The organism is Pseudomonas sp. Z2-11 (assembly GCF_054161305.1).
Map to the genome: position 1 here is coordinate 5,202,501 of NZ_CP096395.1, position 16,938 is coordinate 5,219,438.

17 protein-coding genes are annotated in these 16,938 nt (G+C 61.2%); 4 read left to right on the forward strand and 13 right to left on the reverse strand.

Annotation, left to right across the window (positions count from 1 at the left end; all coding sequences use genetic code 11):
- Positions 1-359: 359 nt before the first annotated feature.
- The 6 genes from msrQ to M1E16_RS23150 form a co-directional block, all read right to left on the reverse strand.
- Positions 360-980 carry a protein-methionine-sulfoxide reductase heme-binding subunit MsrQ gene (gene msrQ / locus M1E16_RS23125; protein WP_458128468.1) on the reverse strand — a complete coding sequence of 207 codons (621 nt, stop codon included), beginning with the start codon at positions 978-980 and terminating at the stop codon, positions 360-362.
- On the reverse strand, positions 980-1,993 hold the full coding sequence (msrP, locus tag M1E16_RS23130) for a protein-methionine-sulfoxide reductase catalytic subunit MsrP (protein WP_305498797.1): 1,014 nt from the start codon (positions 1,991-1,993) through the stop codon (positions 980-982). Before msrP ends, msrQ begins: the two co-directional genes overlap by 1 nt.
- Positions 1,994-2,068: 75 nt before the next feature.
- Complete coding sequence (pssA, locus tag M1E16_RS23135) at positions 2,069-2,914, reverse strand: CDP-diacylglycerol--serine O-phosphatidyltransferase (protein ID WP_434628281.1); 846 nt, start codon at positions 2,912-2,914, stop codon at positions 2,069-2,071.
- A gap of 143 nt (positions 2,915-3,057) precedes the next feature.
- The gene (gene ilvC, locus M1E16_RS23140) at positions 3,058-4,074 is read right to left on the reverse strand and encodes a ketol-acid reductoisomerase (protein WP_003185459.1); all 1,017 of its coding nucleotides are present in this window, start codon (positions 4,072-4,074) and stop codon (positions 3,058-3,060) included.
- Positions 4,075-4,118: 44 nt separating this feature from the next.
- Entirely contained in the window at positions 4,119-4,610 is a 492-nt protein-coding gene (gene ilvN, locus M1E16_RS23145) for an acetolactate synthase small subunit (RefSeq protein WP_003176102.1), read from the reverse strand.
- 2 nt (positions 4,611-4,612) lie between these two features.
- Positions 4,613-6,337: an acetolactate synthase 3 large subunit gene (locus tag M1E16_RS23150; RefSeq protein ID WP_458128469.1), complete on the reverse strand. Its 1,725-nt coding sequence runs from the start codon at positions 6,335-6,337 to the stop codon at positions 4,613-4,615.
- Positions 6,338-6,737: 400 nt separating this feature from the next.
- On the opposite strand from M1E16_RS23150, the gene M1E16_RS23155 reads away from it, so the two are divergent.
- Positions 6,738-7,160 (forward strand): DUF4124 domain-containing protein, encoded by a 423-nt coding sequence (locus tag M1E16_RS23155; protein WP_458128470.1) that lies wholly within the window; start codon positions 6,738-6,740, stop codon positions 7,158-7,160.
- 6 nt (positions 7,161-7,166) lie between these two features.
- On the opposite strand, the gene M1E16_RS23160 is transcribed toward M1E16_RS23155, so the two are convergent.
- From M1E16_RS23160 to mrcB, 3 genes are read right to left on the reverse strand one after another with little or no spacing between them, the layout of a single operon-like run.
- Positions 7,167-7,496, reverse strand: a complete 330-nt coding sequence (locus M1E16_RS23160) for a YqcC family protein (RefSeq protein ID WP_434655655.1) — start codon at positions 7,494-7,496, stop codon at positions 7,167-7,169.
- Positions 7,496-8,218, reverse strand: coding sequence for a tetratricopeptide repeat protein (locus tag M1E16_RS23165; RefSeq protein WP_434655653.1), 723 nt, complete (start codon positions 8,216-8,218; stop codon positions 7,496-7,498). Before M1E16_RS23165 ends, M1E16_RS23160 begins: the two co-directional genes overlap by 1 nt.
- Positions 8,219-8,234: 16 nt before the next feature.
- The gene (mrcB, locus tag M1E16_RS23170) at positions 8,235-10,553 is read right to left on the reverse strand and encodes a penicillin-binding protein 1B (RefSeq protein WP_458128471.1); all 2,319 of its coding nucleotides are present in this window, start codon (positions 10,551-10,553) and stop codon (positions 8,235-8,237) included.
- Between the two features lie 116 nt (positions 10,554-10,669).
- Here mrcB and M1E16_RS23175 point away from each other — a divergent pair, with 116 nt between their 5' ends.
- The 3 genes from M1E16_RS23175 to M1E16_RS23185 all read left to right on the forward strand — a co-directional run bounded on the left by M1E16_RS23175 (position 10,670) and on the right by M1E16_RS23185 (position 13,143).
- A complete protein-coding gene (locus tag M1E16_RS23175) occupies positions 10,670-12,226 on the forward strand; it encodes a bifunctional aminoglycoside phosphotransferase/ATP-binding protein (protein WP_458128472.1) in 1,557 nt (518 codons plus the stop codon).
- A 90-nt stretch (positions 12,227-12,316) separates the two neighbouring features.
- A complete protein-coding gene (locus M1E16_RS23180; protein ID WP_305498787.1) occupies positions 12,317-12,658 on the forward strand; it encodes a pentapeptide repeat-containing protein in 342 nt (113 codons plus the stop codon).
- A gap of 212 nt (positions 12,659-12,870) precedes the next feature.
- Positions 12,871-13,143 carry a TfoX/Sxy family protein gene (locus M1E16_RS23185; protein ID WP_039593847.1) on the forward strand — a complete coding sequence of 91 codons (273 nt, stop codon included), beginning with the start codon at positions 12,871-12,873 and terminating at the stop codon, positions 13,141-13,143.
- 234 nt (positions 13,144-13,377) lie between these two features.
- On the opposite strand, the gene M1E16_RS23190 is transcribed toward M1E16_RS23185, so the two are convergent.
- The 4 genes from M1E16_RS23190 to M1E16_RS23205 are packed head-to-tail and all read right to left on the reverse strand — an operon-like array spanning position 13,378 to position 16,903.
- Positions 13,378-14,211 carry a ChaN family lipoprotein gene (locus tag M1E16_RS23190; RefSeq protein WP_458128473.1) on the reverse strand — a complete coding sequence of 278 codons (834 nt, stop codon included), beginning with the start codon at positions 14,209-14,211 and terminating at the stop codon, positions 13,378-13,380.
- 21 nt (positions 14,212-14,232) lie between these two features.
- Positions 14,233-15,000, reverse strand: coding sequence for a heme ABC transporter ATP-binding protein (locus M1E16_RS23195; protein WP_458128474.1), 768 nt, complete (start codon positions 14,998-15,000; stop codon positions 14,233-14,235).
- The gene (locus M1E16_RS23200; RefSeq protein WP_434697948.1) at positions 15,000-15,983 is read right to left on the reverse strand and encodes a FecCD family ABC transporter permease; all 984 of its coding nucleotides are present in this window, start codon (positions 15,981-15,983) and stop codon (positions 15,000-15,002) included. Before M1E16_RS23200 ends, M1E16_RS23195 begins: the two co-directional genes overlap by 1 nt.
- A 50-nt stretch (positions 15,984-16,033) precedes the next feature.
- On the reverse strand, positions 16,034-16,903 hold the full coding sequence (locus tag M1E16_RS23205) for a heme/hemin ABC transporter substrate-binding protein (RefSeq protein WP_458128475.1): 870 nt from the start codon (positions 16,901-16,903) through the stop codon (positions 16,034-16,036).
- Positions 16,904-16,938 lie beyond the last annotated feature (35 nt).

Consider the following 16,938-nt stretch of genomic DNA (forward strand, 5'->3'; position numbering starts at 1 on the left):
GCATTCTACAGCGCCCCGTGTATCTGTCAAGCGGTTATTTTAAGAAGTTTTCAAAGTTTCGCTTGGAAATCCTTAACAACTTCAACCACTTGCGCTTCCGATCTCTCGTTAGCGGGAGGCGAATTCTACAGCGTTAGTCGCTGCTGTCAACACCTCTTTTTTGCCGCTTTCGACCGAGAGGATCGAACCGTCGACAGCGCCCATCAAACCGGCCTGCCCACTCCTTCCGCGCTTCGATGACCTGAAGCCGCACACTTTCGAAACCTACTTAACTCATTGAAACTCAAGGAGTTTTCCGTTTCGACTGCGCCGGAAGTGGGGCGAATTATAGACATCCAGAATTTGCCGTCAACCATTAATTACGTTTTTGTTGCAGAAGACTTCTTTCGCCCCATCAGACGCGGGATACGCCGCATCACCGCAGGCACCCTGAGCACCAACAGTACCGCACCTATAAAGGCATATATCGCCCACTCCTTCAGATCGGCCCGCACGATCCACAACATATGCAGCAACCCAAGCCCCAATATCGGATAGACCAGGCGATGCAGTTTCTTCCATCGCCCGCCCAGTCGCCGCTGGCTGTAGCGGTTGGACGTCACTGCCAGCGCCAGCAATCCCAGAAAACCGAGCGCTCCGACGATGATGTAAGGCCGCTTGCCCAGCTCCACACCCAGCTGAGACCAATCGAACCCCAGGATGAACGCCAGATACCCGCTCAAATGCAGTACGACATAAGTGAAGCACCACAAACCCAACTGACGCCGGACGGCTATCCACCCCGCCCACCCCGTCAGTTTCTGCAGCGGCGTCATGCACAAGGTAACCAGCAACAGGATCAGCGTCCCCAACCCCAACCGATCCACCAGGACCTTGCCCGGGTCCGGCCCCAGGAAATTCGCCAATGCCTCATAAAGCCAAAGCATTGGCCAGATCGCCGCCGCGATGAATACGCCGATCCGCCACGCCAGAAAACGCATCAATAATCCTTCCTCAGGTCCATCCCCGCATATAAAGAAGCCACTTCATCCTGATAGCCGTTGAACATCAACGTATCGCGAACGTTGGGGCTGAGCAGCCCGCTCGGCAAACGACGCTCCCGCGCCTGGGTCCAGCGCGGATGGTCAACGGTGGGATTGACGTTGGCATAAAAGCCGTACTCATCAGCCGCAATGCTTTGCCAGGTTGTCTTGGGCTGCTCGCTGACCAGACTGATCCGCACGATGGATTTCACGCTCTTGAAGCCATACTTCCATGGCACCACCAACCGCAACGGCGCGCCGTTCTGGTTCGGCAACTCCCGCCCGTACATCCCAACCGCGAGGATTGCCAGCGGGTTCATCGCCTCATCCAACCGCAAACCTTCCACATACGGCCAGTCAATCAGGGCAAAGCCTGAACGCTGGCCCGGCATGGTCTTGGGATCCTGCAGCGTCTCGAAACGAATGTACTTGGCCTTGGAAGTCGGCTCGACCTGCTTGAGTAGTGCGGAGATGGGAAAGCCGATCCACGGAATGACCATCGACCAGGCCTCGACACAGCGCAATCGATAAATCCGCTCCTCCAGCTGATAAGGCTTCATGAAGTCTTCCAGACCATAGCGGCCCGGCTTACCCACCTCACCCTCCACGACTACGCTCCAGGGCTCGGTTTTCAACGACCCTGCATTGGCCGCCGGATCACCCTTATCGGTTCCGAACTCATAGAAGTTGTTGTAGTGGGTGGCGTCCTTGAATGGGGTGATCGACTCATTTCCAGCCGTCACCGCGCCCCATTGGGTAGCTGCAACCTTCTCAGCCAACCAGGCCGGCGCCTTGCCTGGCTCGACATTGGGATAACGCGCTACATCCGCGGCGCCGGCCCATCGCGGCAAGCTACCCACGGCGAGGCCAGCCACGGATGCCCCTAGTAACTTGCGACGGGATAGATAGAAGGATTCAGGCGTGACGTCCGATTCACGACTGTCGGACGATTTGGGGATCTTGATCAGCATGACGACTCCGCAGTGTTGGAGGGCAGATGCACCAATAGACTGCGGAGTATGGGGGAAATTAGATTAAGGCAACGTTTAGCGTCGGCGAAGACGCAACAAATATTGCACCGGACCCGACGCAGCATAGGCGAGAAATACCAGCAGCAGGACACGCGGCGGATCGCTGAAGACCACGGCGAACACCAGAACCACAGCCAGGATCGCGACAAACGGCACGCGACCTTTCAGATCCAGTTCCTTGAAGCTGTTGTATTTGATGTTGCTGACCATCAGCATCCCGGCCGCCGCAACCAGCAACGCCACCAGGAACGACATTTTCGAGCCCTGGATGCCGTAGTCGCTAAATGCCCAGACCACGCCGGCCACCACGCCCGCGGCTGCAGGGCTCGCGAGACCGATGAAGTAGCGTTTGTCGGCAGTGCCGACCTGGGTGTTAAAACGTGCCAGGCGCAACGCGGCACCGGCCACATAGATGAAAGCCACCATCCAGCCGACCTTGCCCATGTCGCCCAGCGCCCAGCCGAACGCCAGTAACGCGGGGGCAACACCGAACGCGACCATGTCGGACAGTGAGTCGTATTCGGCGCCGAATGCGCTCTGGGTATTGGTCATGCGGGCCACGCGCCCGTCAAGACCATCGAGCACCATGGCAACAAATATCGCAATGGCAGCCAGGGCGAAATAGCGGCTTGCCCCGGAATTATCACCGGCACTGAGCGCCGCCTGGGCGCTCATGGAGCTGATGATGGAATAGAAGCCGGCAAACAGGTTCGCGGTGGTGAACAGGTTCGGCAGCAGATAGATGCCACGATGCCGGACCTTACGGCCTTCAGCGTCATGGCCCTCTTCGACGTGTTCATCGATGGGCAACAGGCTTTCGGCGTCAGGAGCCTGGTTCGGCTCGTCGGGACGTTCGCTCATGGACAGTACCTTGCAACGGTGTGAAAAAATTCGACAGGCGTCTGGGACGACGGTTCGGCCGCAAACGATGCAGCTTTATACCAGAAGCCAATGCCCAAACGAAAAAACGCGGCCAGGGCCGCGTTTTTCGATCAAGTCGCGACTCAGTTCTTGGCTTTGTCGACGATCTTGTTGGCACCGATCCACGGCATCATGGAGCGCAGTTGCTCGCCGATGATTTCGATACCGTGAGCGGCGTTGTTACGGCGCTTGGCGGTCATCGAAGGATAGCCGGTGGCACCTTCGCTGATGAACATCTTGGCGTATTCACCGTCCTGAATACGTTTCAGGGCGTTGCGCATGGCCTGGCGAGATTCGGCGTTGATGACTTCCGGCCCGGTCACGTACTCGCCGTACTCGGCGTTGTTGGAGATCGAGTAGTTCATGTTGGCGATACCGCCTTCGTACATGAGGTCAACAATCAGCTTCAGTTCGTGCAGGCACTCGAAGTAGGCCATTTCCGGCGCGTAGCCAGCTTCAACCAGGGTTTCGAAACCGGCTTTGACCAGCTCGACGGTGCCGCCGCACAGAACGGCTTGCTCACCGAACAAGTCGGTTTCGGTCTCGTCCTTGAAGGTGGTTTCGATGATGCCGGTACGACCGCCACCCACGCCGGCGGCGTAGGACAGCGCAACGTTCTTGGCATTGCCGGACGCATCCTGGTAGATCGCGATCAGGTCAGGGATACCGCCGCCCTTGACGAACTCGGAACGGACGGTGTGGCCCGGGGCCTTCGGCGCGATCATTATCACGTCGAGGTCGGCGCGCGGCACAACCTGGTTGTAATGGATCGCGAAGCCATGGGAGAAGGCCAGGGTGGCGCCTTTCTTGATGTTCGGCTCGATTTCGTTCTTGTACAGGGCAGACTGGAATTCGTCCGGGGTCAGGATCATGACCAGGTCGGCAGCGGCAACGGCGGAAGCCACGTCGGTGACTTTCAAGCCGTGGGCCTCGGCCTTGGCGACGGTAGCCGAGCCTTTGCGCAGGCCGACGGTTACGTCAACGCCGGAATCTTTCAGGTTGCACGCCTGCGCGTGACCTTGGGAGCCGTAGCCGATGATGGCGACTTTTTTGCCCTGGATGATCGACAGGTCGCAATCTTTATCGTAGAAAACTTTCATGAATTTCCCCTATATCCGGCCATTCCGGCCATTCGCTAATTTGGTTAGATGCTCAGTACTTTGTCGCCACGGGCAATCCCGGTGACGCCACTGCGTACGGTTTCCAGGATCGAGGCAGTGCCGATCGATTGGATGAAGCTGTCGAGCTTGTCGCTGGTACCGGTCAACTGAACGGTATAGACGCTGGCGCTGACATCGACGATCTGCCCACGATAAATATCGGTAGTGCGTTTGATCTCGGCGCGCTGGGCGCCGGTGGCCTTGACCTTGACCAGCATCAGCTCGCGTTCGATGTGAGCGCTCTCCGACAGGTCCACCAGCTTGACCACCTCGATCAGCTTGTTCAGGTTCTTGGTGATCTGCTCGATGACTTCATCGTGGCCCACGGTGGTCAGCGTCAGACGCGACAGGGTCGGGTCCTCGGTTGGCGCCACGGTCAGGCTTTCGATGTTGTAGTTGCGCTGCGAGAACAGGCCCACTACACGAGACAGAGCACCCGGTTCGTTTTCCAGAAGCAAGGAAATAATATGTCGCATGATTAGGTACGCTCCGTCTTGCTCAGCCACATATCGCGCATGGAGCCGTCTTTGATCTGCATCGGGTAGACGTGCTCGCTGGTATCGACCTGGATATCGAGGAACACCAGGCGGTCCTTCATGGCGAAGGCTTCTTCAAGCCCGGACCTCAAGTCCTTCAGGTCGGTGATGCGGATGCCCACGTGACCGTAGGCCTCGACCAGCTTGACGAAGTCCGGCAGCGACTCCATGTAGGAATGCGAATGACGGCTGCCGTAGCTCATGTCCTGCCACTGGCGAACCATGCCCAGTACACCGTTGTTCAGGTTGACGATCTTCACCGGCAAACCGTACTGCAGGCAGGTCGACAGCTCCTGGATGTTCATCTGGATACTGCCTTCGCCGGTGACGCAGGCGACGTCGTTGTCCGGGAAGCTCAACTTGACGCCCATGGCCGCCGGGAAGCCGAAGCCCATGGTGCCCAGGCCACCGGAGTTGATCCAGCGGTTAGGCTTGTTGAACCGGTAGTATTGCGCCGCGAACATCTGGTGCTGGCCAACGTCGGAAGTCACGAAGGCATCGCCCTTGGTCACTTCGCACAGGGTCTCGATGACGGTCTGCGGCTTGATCACGCTGCCGTCGCCCTTGTCGTACGGGAACAGGCCACGATCACCGCGCCATTCATCGACCTGTTTCCACCAGGCGGCCACGGACTCCTTGTTCGGAGCCTCGCCGATTTCCTTGAGGATGGCGACCATCTCGGTCAGCACGCTCTCGACCGGACCGACAATCGGCACGTCTGCCTTGATGGTCTTGGAGATGGACGCCGGGTCGATGTCGATGTGGATGATCTTGGCGTTCGGGCAGAATTTCGCCGGGCCGTTGATGACGCGGTCGTCGAAACGCGCGCCCACGGCCAGGATGACATCGGCATGGTGCATCGCCAGGTTGGCGGTGTAGCTGCCGTGCATGCCGAGCATGCCGATGAACTGGCGGTCGGTGCCCGGGTAGGCGCCAAGCCCCATCAAGGTATTGGTAACCGGCAGGTTGAGCATCTTTGCCAATTCGGTCAGCGGCGCGGAGCCACCACCGAGGATGACCCCACCACCCGAGTACAGGACCGGGCGCTTGGCCGCGAGCAGCATTTCGGCGGCCTTGCGGATTTGTCCCGAGTGACCGCGTACGGCCGGGCTGTAGGAGCGCAGCTTGGCTTTTTTCGGATAGATGTATTCGAATTTCTCGGCCGGGTTGGTCATGTCTTTCGGCACGTCGACCACGACCGGGCCTGGACGACCAGACTCAGCCAGGTAAAAGGCTTTTTTCATGACCTCCGGGATTTCCGACGCGTGCTTGATCATGAAGCTGTGCTTCACGATCGGCCGGGAGATACCGATCATGTCGGTTTCCTGGAACGCATCGGTACCGACCATGGTGCTGGGCACCTGGCCAGAGATGATCACCATCGGGATCGAGTCCATGTAGGCCGTGGCGATACCGGTGATGGCGTTCGTGGCGCCAGGGCCGGATGTCACCAGAACCACGCCGGCCTTGCCGGTGGCGCGGGCATAGCCGTCCGCCATGTGGGTGGCCGCTTGTTCGTGGCGAACCAGGATGTGGGTCACTTCCGGTTCTTTGAACAGGGCATCATAGACATGAAGAAGAGCACCGCCGGGGTACCCGTAGATATATTTGACGCCTTCGTCACGCAAGAAGCGGACGAGCATCTCACCGCCAGATAAAAGCTCCACGTTGTTCACCTCTAAAACGCCAGAATACCGACCCACGAAAAGGGGACGGGTCTTAATAGGTTTACTTCTCGGCAGAGCATGAGCGACGGTGGTCGCCGACTACGTCAGCACTGACTGAGCAAGTATTGGGATCGTCCCAAGTGTTGCGGGCCTTTCCCACCCAGCGCGAGGTAACGCGTTGCGGGTGTAACAGGTCGGCGCGGATGTGCGCCTCATGATCTGCCGAGTGGGTCTGCTTCTGGCAGTCCCTCTACAGCGGACTTTGGATTCTTCTGTTTCGCCCTCTGCAAGTCAAGTCGTCAATGTGCTTTATTGAAGTAAGCACATGAGAACGCAAGAAAAAACCTTTAAACGGCTACTCTGTTAGCTTCAATTGCGCAACCCAGGACAAGGAAACAGCATGCGAACGATGTTATTGACGGCCACCCTGCTGCTAGGCCTGAGCCCGACGGGCATGGCCGGCCAGATCTATAAATGGGTCGACGCCCAAGGTGTGACCCACTTCGGCGCGCAACCGCCCGAGGGCGTAGAAGCGACCACCGTAGGCAACTCCACAACGCCCGCGCCCAAACAGGCGGCGCCGGCTTCGGGAGGAGTCGTCGGCGATCAAAAAGCCATCGACCAACAGGTAAAGCAGCAGGTTGCCGAGCAGGAAGCCCAACTCAAGGCATTCTGCGAGCAGGCCAGGACCAACCTGGCGCAACTGCAGAACAATCCCAGGGTCAGGGAAGACGTGGAAGGCGAAATGCGCCGGCTCACGGATGAAGAGCGGCGCCAGCGCATCGATGAGACCCGCAAGCAGATCGAAGAACATTGCCAGTGAAGGCAGTCAGCTGGCGTCGCTGATCAACTGGTCGAACTGCGCCAGCAACCGCTGCAACTCGGCGCCCTGCCCTGGCCGCTGGGCATAGACCATTTCGGCCATGGCCAGAATGCCCGAAGCATTAGGCAGTGGCAGGTCGTTTTCGAGGATCGCCTTCATTCGCGGCAGGAAGATCCATTGCAGCCACTGCTCGAAATCCAGGGTATCGACCGCGAACGGCTCGACACTCGCCAGCGCCTCGGCCGAAGGCGAAACGCTGCTCCACCAACCCTGGACGCGCAGTTCGCGCTCGATCAACAGCAACTGATCGGCGATCTGGGGAAAACGAACATCCATCAGAGTGAAACCTTGGCTTTCTGACGGGCCAGTGCGGCACCAGCGGAGTCGCCTTGTTTCTCGCGGGCCTGGGCAATCAGCTCCCACAGGCTTGCCTGGAGTGCCGGCCGACCGCTGGAGAATGTCAGGCCGCGGCGCGCCAGTTGCTCGGCTTGCGGCGCATCGCCCTGGGCCATGCGTACCTGGGCCAGCCGATAAAGAACCTGAGGCTCGCGCGGCGCGACACGCTGGGCGCGCTCGAGGCTGGAGGACGCGCCGTTGAGGTCACCACCGGCCTGCTGCTGTTGGGCCGTAGTCAGCAGCGCCAGCACCGGACCATCCAGTTGCTCATCGGCGGACAAGCCACCGGAGCTCGCCGACGGAATGCTGCTCGGCGTCGATGGCATGCTGTAGCTGCCCTGGTCGATCGGCGAAGTCTCGATAGGACCCGGCGTGATCGGCCCCGGTGTGATCGGCGTGCTGCTGATGGGTGCCGACGTGGCAGCGCCACCACCGGGCACCATCACCACGACGCCCGTATCACCCTGGGGAATCGCCTGGGTCTGAGTACCCTGCACCGGACGCTTTACGGTCGTCTGACGGAAACCGCCATTGGCCGAGACCCGCTCGCTGTTGGAAACGGCGGTACCGGAGTCGACAACCGGAATCGAACCGCGCTGTACGGTAGAGCAGCCGCTGAGCAAAGCCACGGCGGTTACCGCTGGAATCAACCACTTGTTCACTTGAAACCCTCTTTGCTTAATTCACCCAGTCCTTGACCCAATCCATCACCGATTCGGCTGGGTTCTGGCCGCCACACGCCGCACCGGGCGGCGGTTCGCTGCCGCGAATATACGGCATCTGAACCGCGCCCGGGCAATTCGCGTCGGAGCCCTGCCCGGTGCGTGAATCGACCCAGGCCTGGACGATGTTGTCCGGTTGCGGCATGTCCAGCGGCAACGGGTCGGCCTTGCGCATGAAACTGGTCCAGACCTGCAATGCGCCGGTGGCACCGGTGAACGGCGTCTTGCCGTTGTCGTCACGCCCCAGCCAGACCACCGCCAGCAAGTCCTGGCTGAAGCCGGCGAACCAACTGTCGCGCGAATCGTTACTGGTGCCGGTCTTGCCGGCCAGGGTCAGCGTCCGCGGAAGCACGTTATAGACCGAGCTGCCGGTACCTTCACGCATCACCCGCTGCATGGCGCTCTGGATCAGATAAATGGAAGCCGGATCGAAACGCTGCTGGATCTGGAACGGATAACGCTTGAGCGGCTCGCCGTCGGCGGTCAGCACACTGCGGATGCCACGCATCGGCGTATTGAAACCACCGTTGGCCAGGGTCTGGTACATCGCCGCCACTTCGATCGGGGTCAGGCCACCGGCGCCCAACAGCATCGACGGGAAAGCCGGGAACTCGCGGTTCACCCCCAGGCGCGCCAAGGTCTTGAGCACATTCGGCACGCCGACTTCCAGCCCGAGGCGAGCCGTTGACAGGTTGTAGGAATGCGCCAGGCCCTGATAAAGGAATACCGTACCGTGGGGACGACGATCATAGTTTTGCGGCGTCCAGACCTGGCCGTCCGCGCCCTTGACCGAGAATGACTCGTCGGAGAGCCAACTGGTCAGCGTGTACTGGCTCGGTTTTTCCAGAGCGGTGAGGTACACCGCCGGCTTGATCAGCGAGCCGATCGGGCGCACCGCATCCAGCGCCCGGTTGAAACCGGCATAGCTGGCCTGACGGCTGCCGATCATCGCCTGGACTTCGCCGGTTTCCGGGTTGGTCACGACCATGGCCGCTTCGACTTCGTCAGAGCCCTTGCGCCCCGCCAGACGCTTGAAGGTGTCATTGACCGAGGCCTCGGCTTTCATCTGCAGGATCGGATCGAAGCTGGTGAAGATGCGCAAGCCTTCTTCGGTCAAGTCTTCGTCGCGATAGTCTTCGCGCAGCTGACGCTTGACCAGGTCCATGAAGCCCGGGAACGAACTGTCCGCCAGGCTGCCGCGCTTGGTCACGCCCAGCGGCATCTTTTTCGCCGCTTCTACCTGCTCGGCCGTGGCCACGCCTTGTTGCTGCAACAAGTCCAAGACCAGGTTGCGCCGCTCGAGGGCGCGCTCCGGATTGCGACGCGGGTTGTAGGAAGACGGCCCCTTGACCATGCCGACCAGCAACGCCACCTGATGCAACTTGAGCTCGGACAGCGGCTGGCTGAAGAAGAACTGGCTGGCCAGGCCAAAACCGTGCACCGCTCGCTGGCCGTCCTGGCCGACAAAGACCTCGTTGAGGTAGGCCTCGAGAATTTCCTGCTTGCTGTAATGCAGCTCCAGCAACAACGCCATCATCGCTTCGGTGAGCTTGCGCGTCAGGCTGCGTTCGTTGGTCAGGTAGAAGTTCTTGACCAGTTGCTGGGTCAGGGTACTGCCGCCCTGGCGCATGTGTCCCGACGAGGTATTGACCCAGACAGCCCGGGCAATCGACTTGGGCGAGACGCCGAAGTGATGATAGAAATCACGGTCTTCGACCGCGATCAGCGTTTCAAGCAGGAACGGCGGCACCTGGTCGATCTTGATCAGGATCCGGTCTTCGAGATTCTTCGGGTACAACCCACCAATCAGCAGCGGCTCGAGGCGCACCACCGACAGGCTCGCATTGTTGGCGCCCGTCAGCGCGGCCAAATAGTCACCGGAGAAACGCACCCGCACCGGCTGCGCCTGCTCCATGCCTTCATAGAACTGGAAGCCGCGAGTATTGATGTCGATGGTGTTGCCATTGACCGAAGCTGCACCCGGGCCATTGGCCACGCTTTCGCGGCGATAACCCAAGGCATCGAGCTCGGTCAGGAAATCTTCCTTGCTGAGCTTTTGTCCGACGAACAGCTCCAGCGGCCGCGCGTAGACCTTGGCCGGAATGGTCCAGCGCTTGCCGGAGAATTTCTCCTGGACCACGGCATCGAGGTAGACGGCAAAACCGGCGAGCACGACAAGGCCAACCAGGCTCAGTTTAAGGGCCCAGCCCAGCCAGGGCCGCAGGCGGCTGGCGGGAGGTTTCTTGGGGGTACGGGGGGATCGGGTACGAGTCATGGCGGCGGATTATACGCACTTTGGCGTGGTTCAACATGCGTCCGCCAAGGTTTGCGTTAGCCTCGCTTGCCGCCATAATGAGCGCCTTGAATTTTCCCGCCTCTGAAGGATCGCCCGTGAGCCAATCACTGATCGCTGCCCTGCAAAACCCGGCCCTTTACCCGCATCCCGTCGAAGGGTTCCAGGTCATCGAAACCCATATTTCCTGGGTGTTGCTCACCGGGCCCTACGCCTACAAATTCAAGAAGCCGGTCAATTTCGGCTTCCTCGACTTCACCAGCCTCGACGCGCGCAAGCATTTTTGCGCTGAAGAACTGCGCCTGAACCAGCGCCTGACCCAGGACCTCTATCTCGAAGTCTTGCCGATTACCGGCAGCGCCGAAGCGCCAAGCCTCGGCGGTGATGGTCCGGCCATCGAATATGCCCTGAAGATGCGCCAATTTCCCCAGAGCCAACTGCTCAGCACGCTCCAGGCCAACGGCGAACTGACCACCGCGCACATTGATGAAATGGCCGCGCAGATCGCCCAGTTCCATCTTTCGACGCCCAAGGTGCCCGCCGACAACGCGGCAGGCACGCCGGACAGCGTCATGGCGCCGGTGCGGCAGAATTTCGAACAGATCCGTCCGTTCCTCAGCGACAAGGCTGACCTGCTGCAACTCGAAGCCCTGCAAGCCTGGGCCGAAAGCAGCTTCGAACGCCTCAAGCCGCTGCTGGCCCAGCGCAAGACCGAGGGCTTCACCCGCGAATGCCACGGCGACATCCACCTGGGTAACGCCACCGTGATCGATGGCCAGGTAGTGATTTTCGACTGCATCGAGTTCAACGAGCCGTTCCGTTTCACCGACGTCTACGCCGACACCGCGTTCCTGGCGATGGACCTTGAAGACCGCGGCCTCAAGTCACTGGCGCGGCGGTTCGTCAGCCAGTACCTGGAGCTGACGGGCGATTACCAGGGCCTGGAGCTGTTGAATTTCTACAAGGCCTACCGCGCCCTGGTCCGCGCCAAGGTCGCGCTGTTCAGCATGCCCGCCGAAGCCGATCCGGTGCAGCGCGCCACGACTCTGCGCCAGTACCGCAACTACGCCAACCTGGCCGAAAGCTACAGCACCATCCCGTCGCGCTTCCTGGCGATTACCCACGGTGTTTCCGCCGTTGGCAAAAGTCACGTCGCGATGCGCCTGGTAGAGGCCCTGGGCGCGATTCGCCTGCGCTCGGACGTGGAGCGCAAGCGCCTGTTCGGCGAGCAACAAGTATCGAACGATCCCCAGGCTGGCATTTATAGCAGCGACGCCAGCAGCACCACCTACGCCCGCCTGCATGAAATTGCCGACGCGATCCTGCACGCAGGTTTCCCGGTGGTAATCGACGCCACCTACCTCAAGCGTGAGCAGCGTGACGCCGCTGCCAGGATCGCCGAAGGCACGGGCGCGCCGTTCCTGATCCTCGACTGCGACGCGCCGCAAGCGGTGATCGAAAGCCGGCTCGCCCAGCGCCAGGCGGACCAGAAGGACCCGTCCGACGCGAACCTGGCCGTCATCGCCGCCCAACAGGCCGGCCGCGAAGCGTTGACCCCGGCGGAAATCCTTTGCAGCAAACGGGTTCAGACCAACGAAAGCGGCACGCTGGATGTTGTGGTCGCGCAGATCCGTCAGCGCCTGCCGGGACTGTAGGAATTATTTCGGCCGTGAAGCGACGCCCGGCTTCACGGCCGTCAAATAGTGGCACTATACTGGCGTCATAAAACCAGCAGGTGATATGAAATGAGCCACCCCAAGCTTCTCGACACCCCGCTTTATGCCTTGTTGCGCAACGACGATATTGCCGGCTTCAACAGCGAACGGCCTCAAGGGCCGATCGACATGCGCGGCGGCGATTTCCGTGGTCTTGACCTGCGGGAACTGAACGCGGACAACGTCGATTTCACCGATGCCTATTTCCGTTCCGCCGATTTGCGCGGCGTCGATTTTCGTAACTCGTCGCTGGAAGGCGCGAGCCTCGCCCACGCGCAGATTTCCGGTGCCTACTTTCCGCCCGAGCTGTCGGCCGATGAGATCCTGATGTCGATGAATTTCGGCACACGCCTGCGCTACCGCACCCGCTAAGCCTGAAGCAACCGAGGCCCGGCATCGAACAGACCTCCAGCGCCCCCGCCTGCGCTGGACGACGTGCCGTTTTTGTCGTTTTGCACCTATCGTGCGTAATGCATTAGAAGGTTTTGCGTCGATTCCGACCAAACAATCACGCTTTTCCTACTGACCGCTACACTCCTGAGAAGCTTGCCCACTGCACCAGTCGGCCGTCGCAAGGAGGCTCGATGAATGATGAACTGCAACACCTGAAGAATCTGGGCAAGACGTCAGCCCAGTGGCTGCATGCCGTGGGCATCCACAGCGCCTCGGATCTTCGCCGCCTCGGCGCGGTGGACGCCTACCGCGCCGTTCGCACCCGCGGGTTCCGGGCATCAAAGGTATTGCTGTATGCCATCGAAGGCGCATTGATGGACATGCATTGGAACGATATTCCCGCTGAACGCAAGGAAGCCCTCAATAAACAGCTGGATGCCATTTCGGCTCGCCACAAAGCCTGACGCACGGTTTTCGCCGCCCACATCGCGCCGCCCCATTATTTTTGGCGAATCGAAAAACTTTGTTTGACTTGGAAATGAGAATCGCTATGATTACCACATCCGGTCGCGAGACTGGTCGATATTTGAAAAGCCCTTGGTTCGGACTCTCAGATATCTCCTCATCAGGCTAATCACGGTTATTTGACCCGGCTTTTGCCGGGTCTTTTTTTGCCCGGAATATCACTTGCCTTGTTGTTAACGCATCTGCGCGCAGTAATCCTGAGGCGGGGTGGCCGGGGTGTACCACACATAATCAGCCATGGCCGACGTAACGTTGCTCCCCTCCTCGGCCAGCATCAGCACAACCGGCGCTTCGTTGGCGCCCAGGTCCCGCACATGCAGCGGCACGCCGACGTCCTTTCGCCCATGCCAGGCACCGGCAAACAACAATGCAGGCGTCGGCGCCTTGAGCAACTGCTCCGCCATCCGCCGGTCTCGCTGCTGCTGGACCGCCAACATCGCCGGCATCTGCGATTCCGGCAACAGGCCGCAATGGGACTCGCGGATCTGTCCCAGCAGCTTTTCCTTCACCACGGACGAATTGGAGCGCTCACCCTCCACCAAGGGCATTTGACGATAAATGCGCTGGATCTCCGTGCGGTCAAGATTGGCCGCCAGCACCGGATAAGGCTGAGGCAAGGCGAACTCCACCACGGGTCCGTACAGGTTCCAATCCCAACCCGACGACCAGTCCAGCGCGCCGGGCAAATCCTTGGGCAAGGCTGGCAACTGGCGAACCGCGTCGACCTTCGGCTGCTGCTGTGGCGTCAGCATCTCCAAGAGCAAGCTGCCTTGGGCTCGCTGTCCGGCCAAGGCCTGGAGCAACCAGCGTTGCAACCTATGATGGTCGCGGTTGTCGTGCTGCTCTCCGACCACGACACGCGGAGCTTGCGCCAAGCGCTCGACCAAGGCATGCGACGAGAGGGCCTGGCCACTTTGCAAGTCAAGGATCCGTCCGTTGACCGGAGGCCGCGCGATACTTTGGCAAGCCGTCAACACGCTCAAAGCCAAAATCAGGAACAGGCGCACATCTGCATCCTCCAGATTGCCTCAGCGGGCGATGATCAACGGATGCCCGCGCTCCGGATGGGACTGCACCAGCACTTCCAGGCCGAATACCGCCTTGAGCGGCTCCGGGCGCAGCACGTGCCGGGGCGTGTCCAGGGCCACCGGACGGCCGGACGCGAGCAGCAACAGGCGGTCACAGTAACGCGCCGCCAGGTTCAGGTCATGCAGGATCACCAGCACGGCGGCACCGCGATCGGCAAATTCACGCACCGCTTGCAGGATGATGTGCTGGTGCAAGGGATCGAGCATTGACGTCGGCTCGTCCAACAACAGCGTCTGCCCCACCTCGCCCGGCCACAGTTGCGCCAGCACCCGCGCCAAGTGCACCCGCTGGCGTTCGCCACCGGACAGGGTCAGGTAGTTGCGGCCATACAGATGCGTGGCATCGGCGGCCTGTAATGCCGATTCAACGATCTGCGCGTCCCGCAACTGGCCGCTCCGGTGGGGCAGGCGCCCCATGCCGACCACCTCTTCCACGCGGAATGCAAAATCCAGGGTCGATGACTGTGGCAACACCGCCAGACGACGGGCGCGCTCGGCGCCGCCCCACTGGGCGAGGGGCCTGTCGTCGAGCCAGACCTGGCCCCGGGCCGGACGCAACTCGCCACACAAGCCTGCCAGCAGCGTACTTTTGCCCGCACCGTTGGGGCCGAGCACACCGAGCACTTCGCCGGGATTGAGCTGAAAGTCGATGTCCGCCAGTACGGTTTTGCGTCCCCGGAGAATATGCAGGTCATGCGCTCGCAGCATCAGGCACGCCCCCGCAGCAACAGATACAGGAAGAACGGTGCGCCGATGAATGCCGTGACAATGCCGATGGGCAATTCCGCCGGGGCCAGCGCGAGGCGCGCCACCAGATCGGCGAACAGCAGCAGGCTCGCCCCGGCCAGGATTGAAGCCGGTAGCAGGACGCGATGGTCGGGGCCCGCCATCAGCCTTACCAGATGCGGCACCACCAGCCCGACAAAACCGATCATGCCCGCAGCCGCCACCGCGGCCCCAACGCCCAGCGCCGTGCAGAACACCAGCTCACGCTTGAGCCGTTCGACGTCAATGCCCAGGTGCGCGGCCTCGGACTCGCCGAGCAACAAGGCGTTGAGCGCACGGGCCCGACGCGGCAACCAGATCGCCACGCCGATGCTGACCAGCAGCAGGGGCCACAAGCGCGCGTAGGTGGCGCCGTTCAGGCTGCCCAGGTTCCAGAACGTCAGGGTGCGCAGGGTCGCGTCATCCGCCAGGTAAGTGAACAAGCCGACCGCCGAGCCGGACAGCGCGGTCAGGGCGATCCCGGCCAGAAGCATGGTCGCGACGTGAGTCTGACCGTTGCGCCGGCCGAGGCGATAGACCAGCGCCGTGACCCCGAGCCCGCCGAGGAACGCACACAGTGACAAAAGATAAGGTCCCAGCGCTTCGGGCAGCCCGCCCAGCATCGAACCGCCGACGATGGCAAACGCTGCCCCCAGCGCCGCACCACTGGAAACCCCGACCAGCCCCGGGTCCGCCAGCGGGTTGCGAAACAGCCCCTGCATCGCCACGCCGGATAACGCCAATACCCCGCCCACCGCCAGCCCCAGCAGGGTACGCGGCAGGCGGATCTGGCCAAGGATCAGTTCGGCCTGCTCCAGGCCATCGGCAGCCACCGGCAAGCCCGACAGGCGCATGGCGGCGCGCAGGGTATCGAACAGCGGCAAGCTCACCGGCCCCAAGGCCAGGGACAACCAGATCGCCAGCAGGCATAGCAGGCCCAACCCAATGAATAAAGTGCGTGGCTTGACCAGCGCGGTCATGGGGTCTTGACCGAATAAAAACCGTCGGTGAGCTTCACCAGGCTTTGCGGCAGGCGCGGACCCAATCCGCCCACCAGCAGCGTCGGGTCCAGTTCCATGACACGCCCACTCTTGGCGGCCCGGGTCGAGGACAAGATCGGATTTTCCTTGAACAGCGCGGCGCGCGCTTCTTCGCCGGTCAAGGCTCGATCGGCAAAGACCAGCACTTCAGGATTCAAGCTGGCAAGGGTTTCCACGGAAAACGGTTTGTAGCCGCTGTGGGTCGCCAGGTTGTGACCACCGGCTTGCTCCAGCAACCAGTCGGCGGCGGTGCCTTTACCGGCGATCAGCGATTTGCCGCCAGCATTGCCCACCAGCAGCAATACGCCAGGCGCCTTCTGCTTGAGCCGGGCTGCGTTTACGCGGACGGCGTGCTGGGAAAGCCGTTGTTGATAGTCATCGAACAACTCCGCAGCCTTGGTCTCGGCCCCCAAGAGCTGCCCCAAGTGACGCAGATTAGTCTGAAGTGCCTCCAGGCTCGGCGCCGCCGAGAACAATTCGACCGGCACCCCGGCCGCACGAATTTGCGCGAGCACCGGCGGCGGTCCCATTTCTTCGGTGCCCACCAGAATTTGCGGCCGCAAGCTCAGCACGCCTTCCGCCGACAGCTGTCGCTGATAACCGATACTGGGCAGCGCTCGCAACGACTCGGGATGCTGGCTGGTGGTGTCCACGCCCACCAGCTTCGACTCACCGCCGAGCGCACTGACCCACTCCGACAAGGCCCCCCCAGCGCTCACCCAGCGTTGCGGCAGATCGGCCGCCAGCGCTCCCTGGCTGGCCAAAAGGACGACACAGAGCGCAGCAACGCGGAAATTCAAGCGCATCGGATAGCTTCCTCAGAGAAATTTTTCACAGGGCC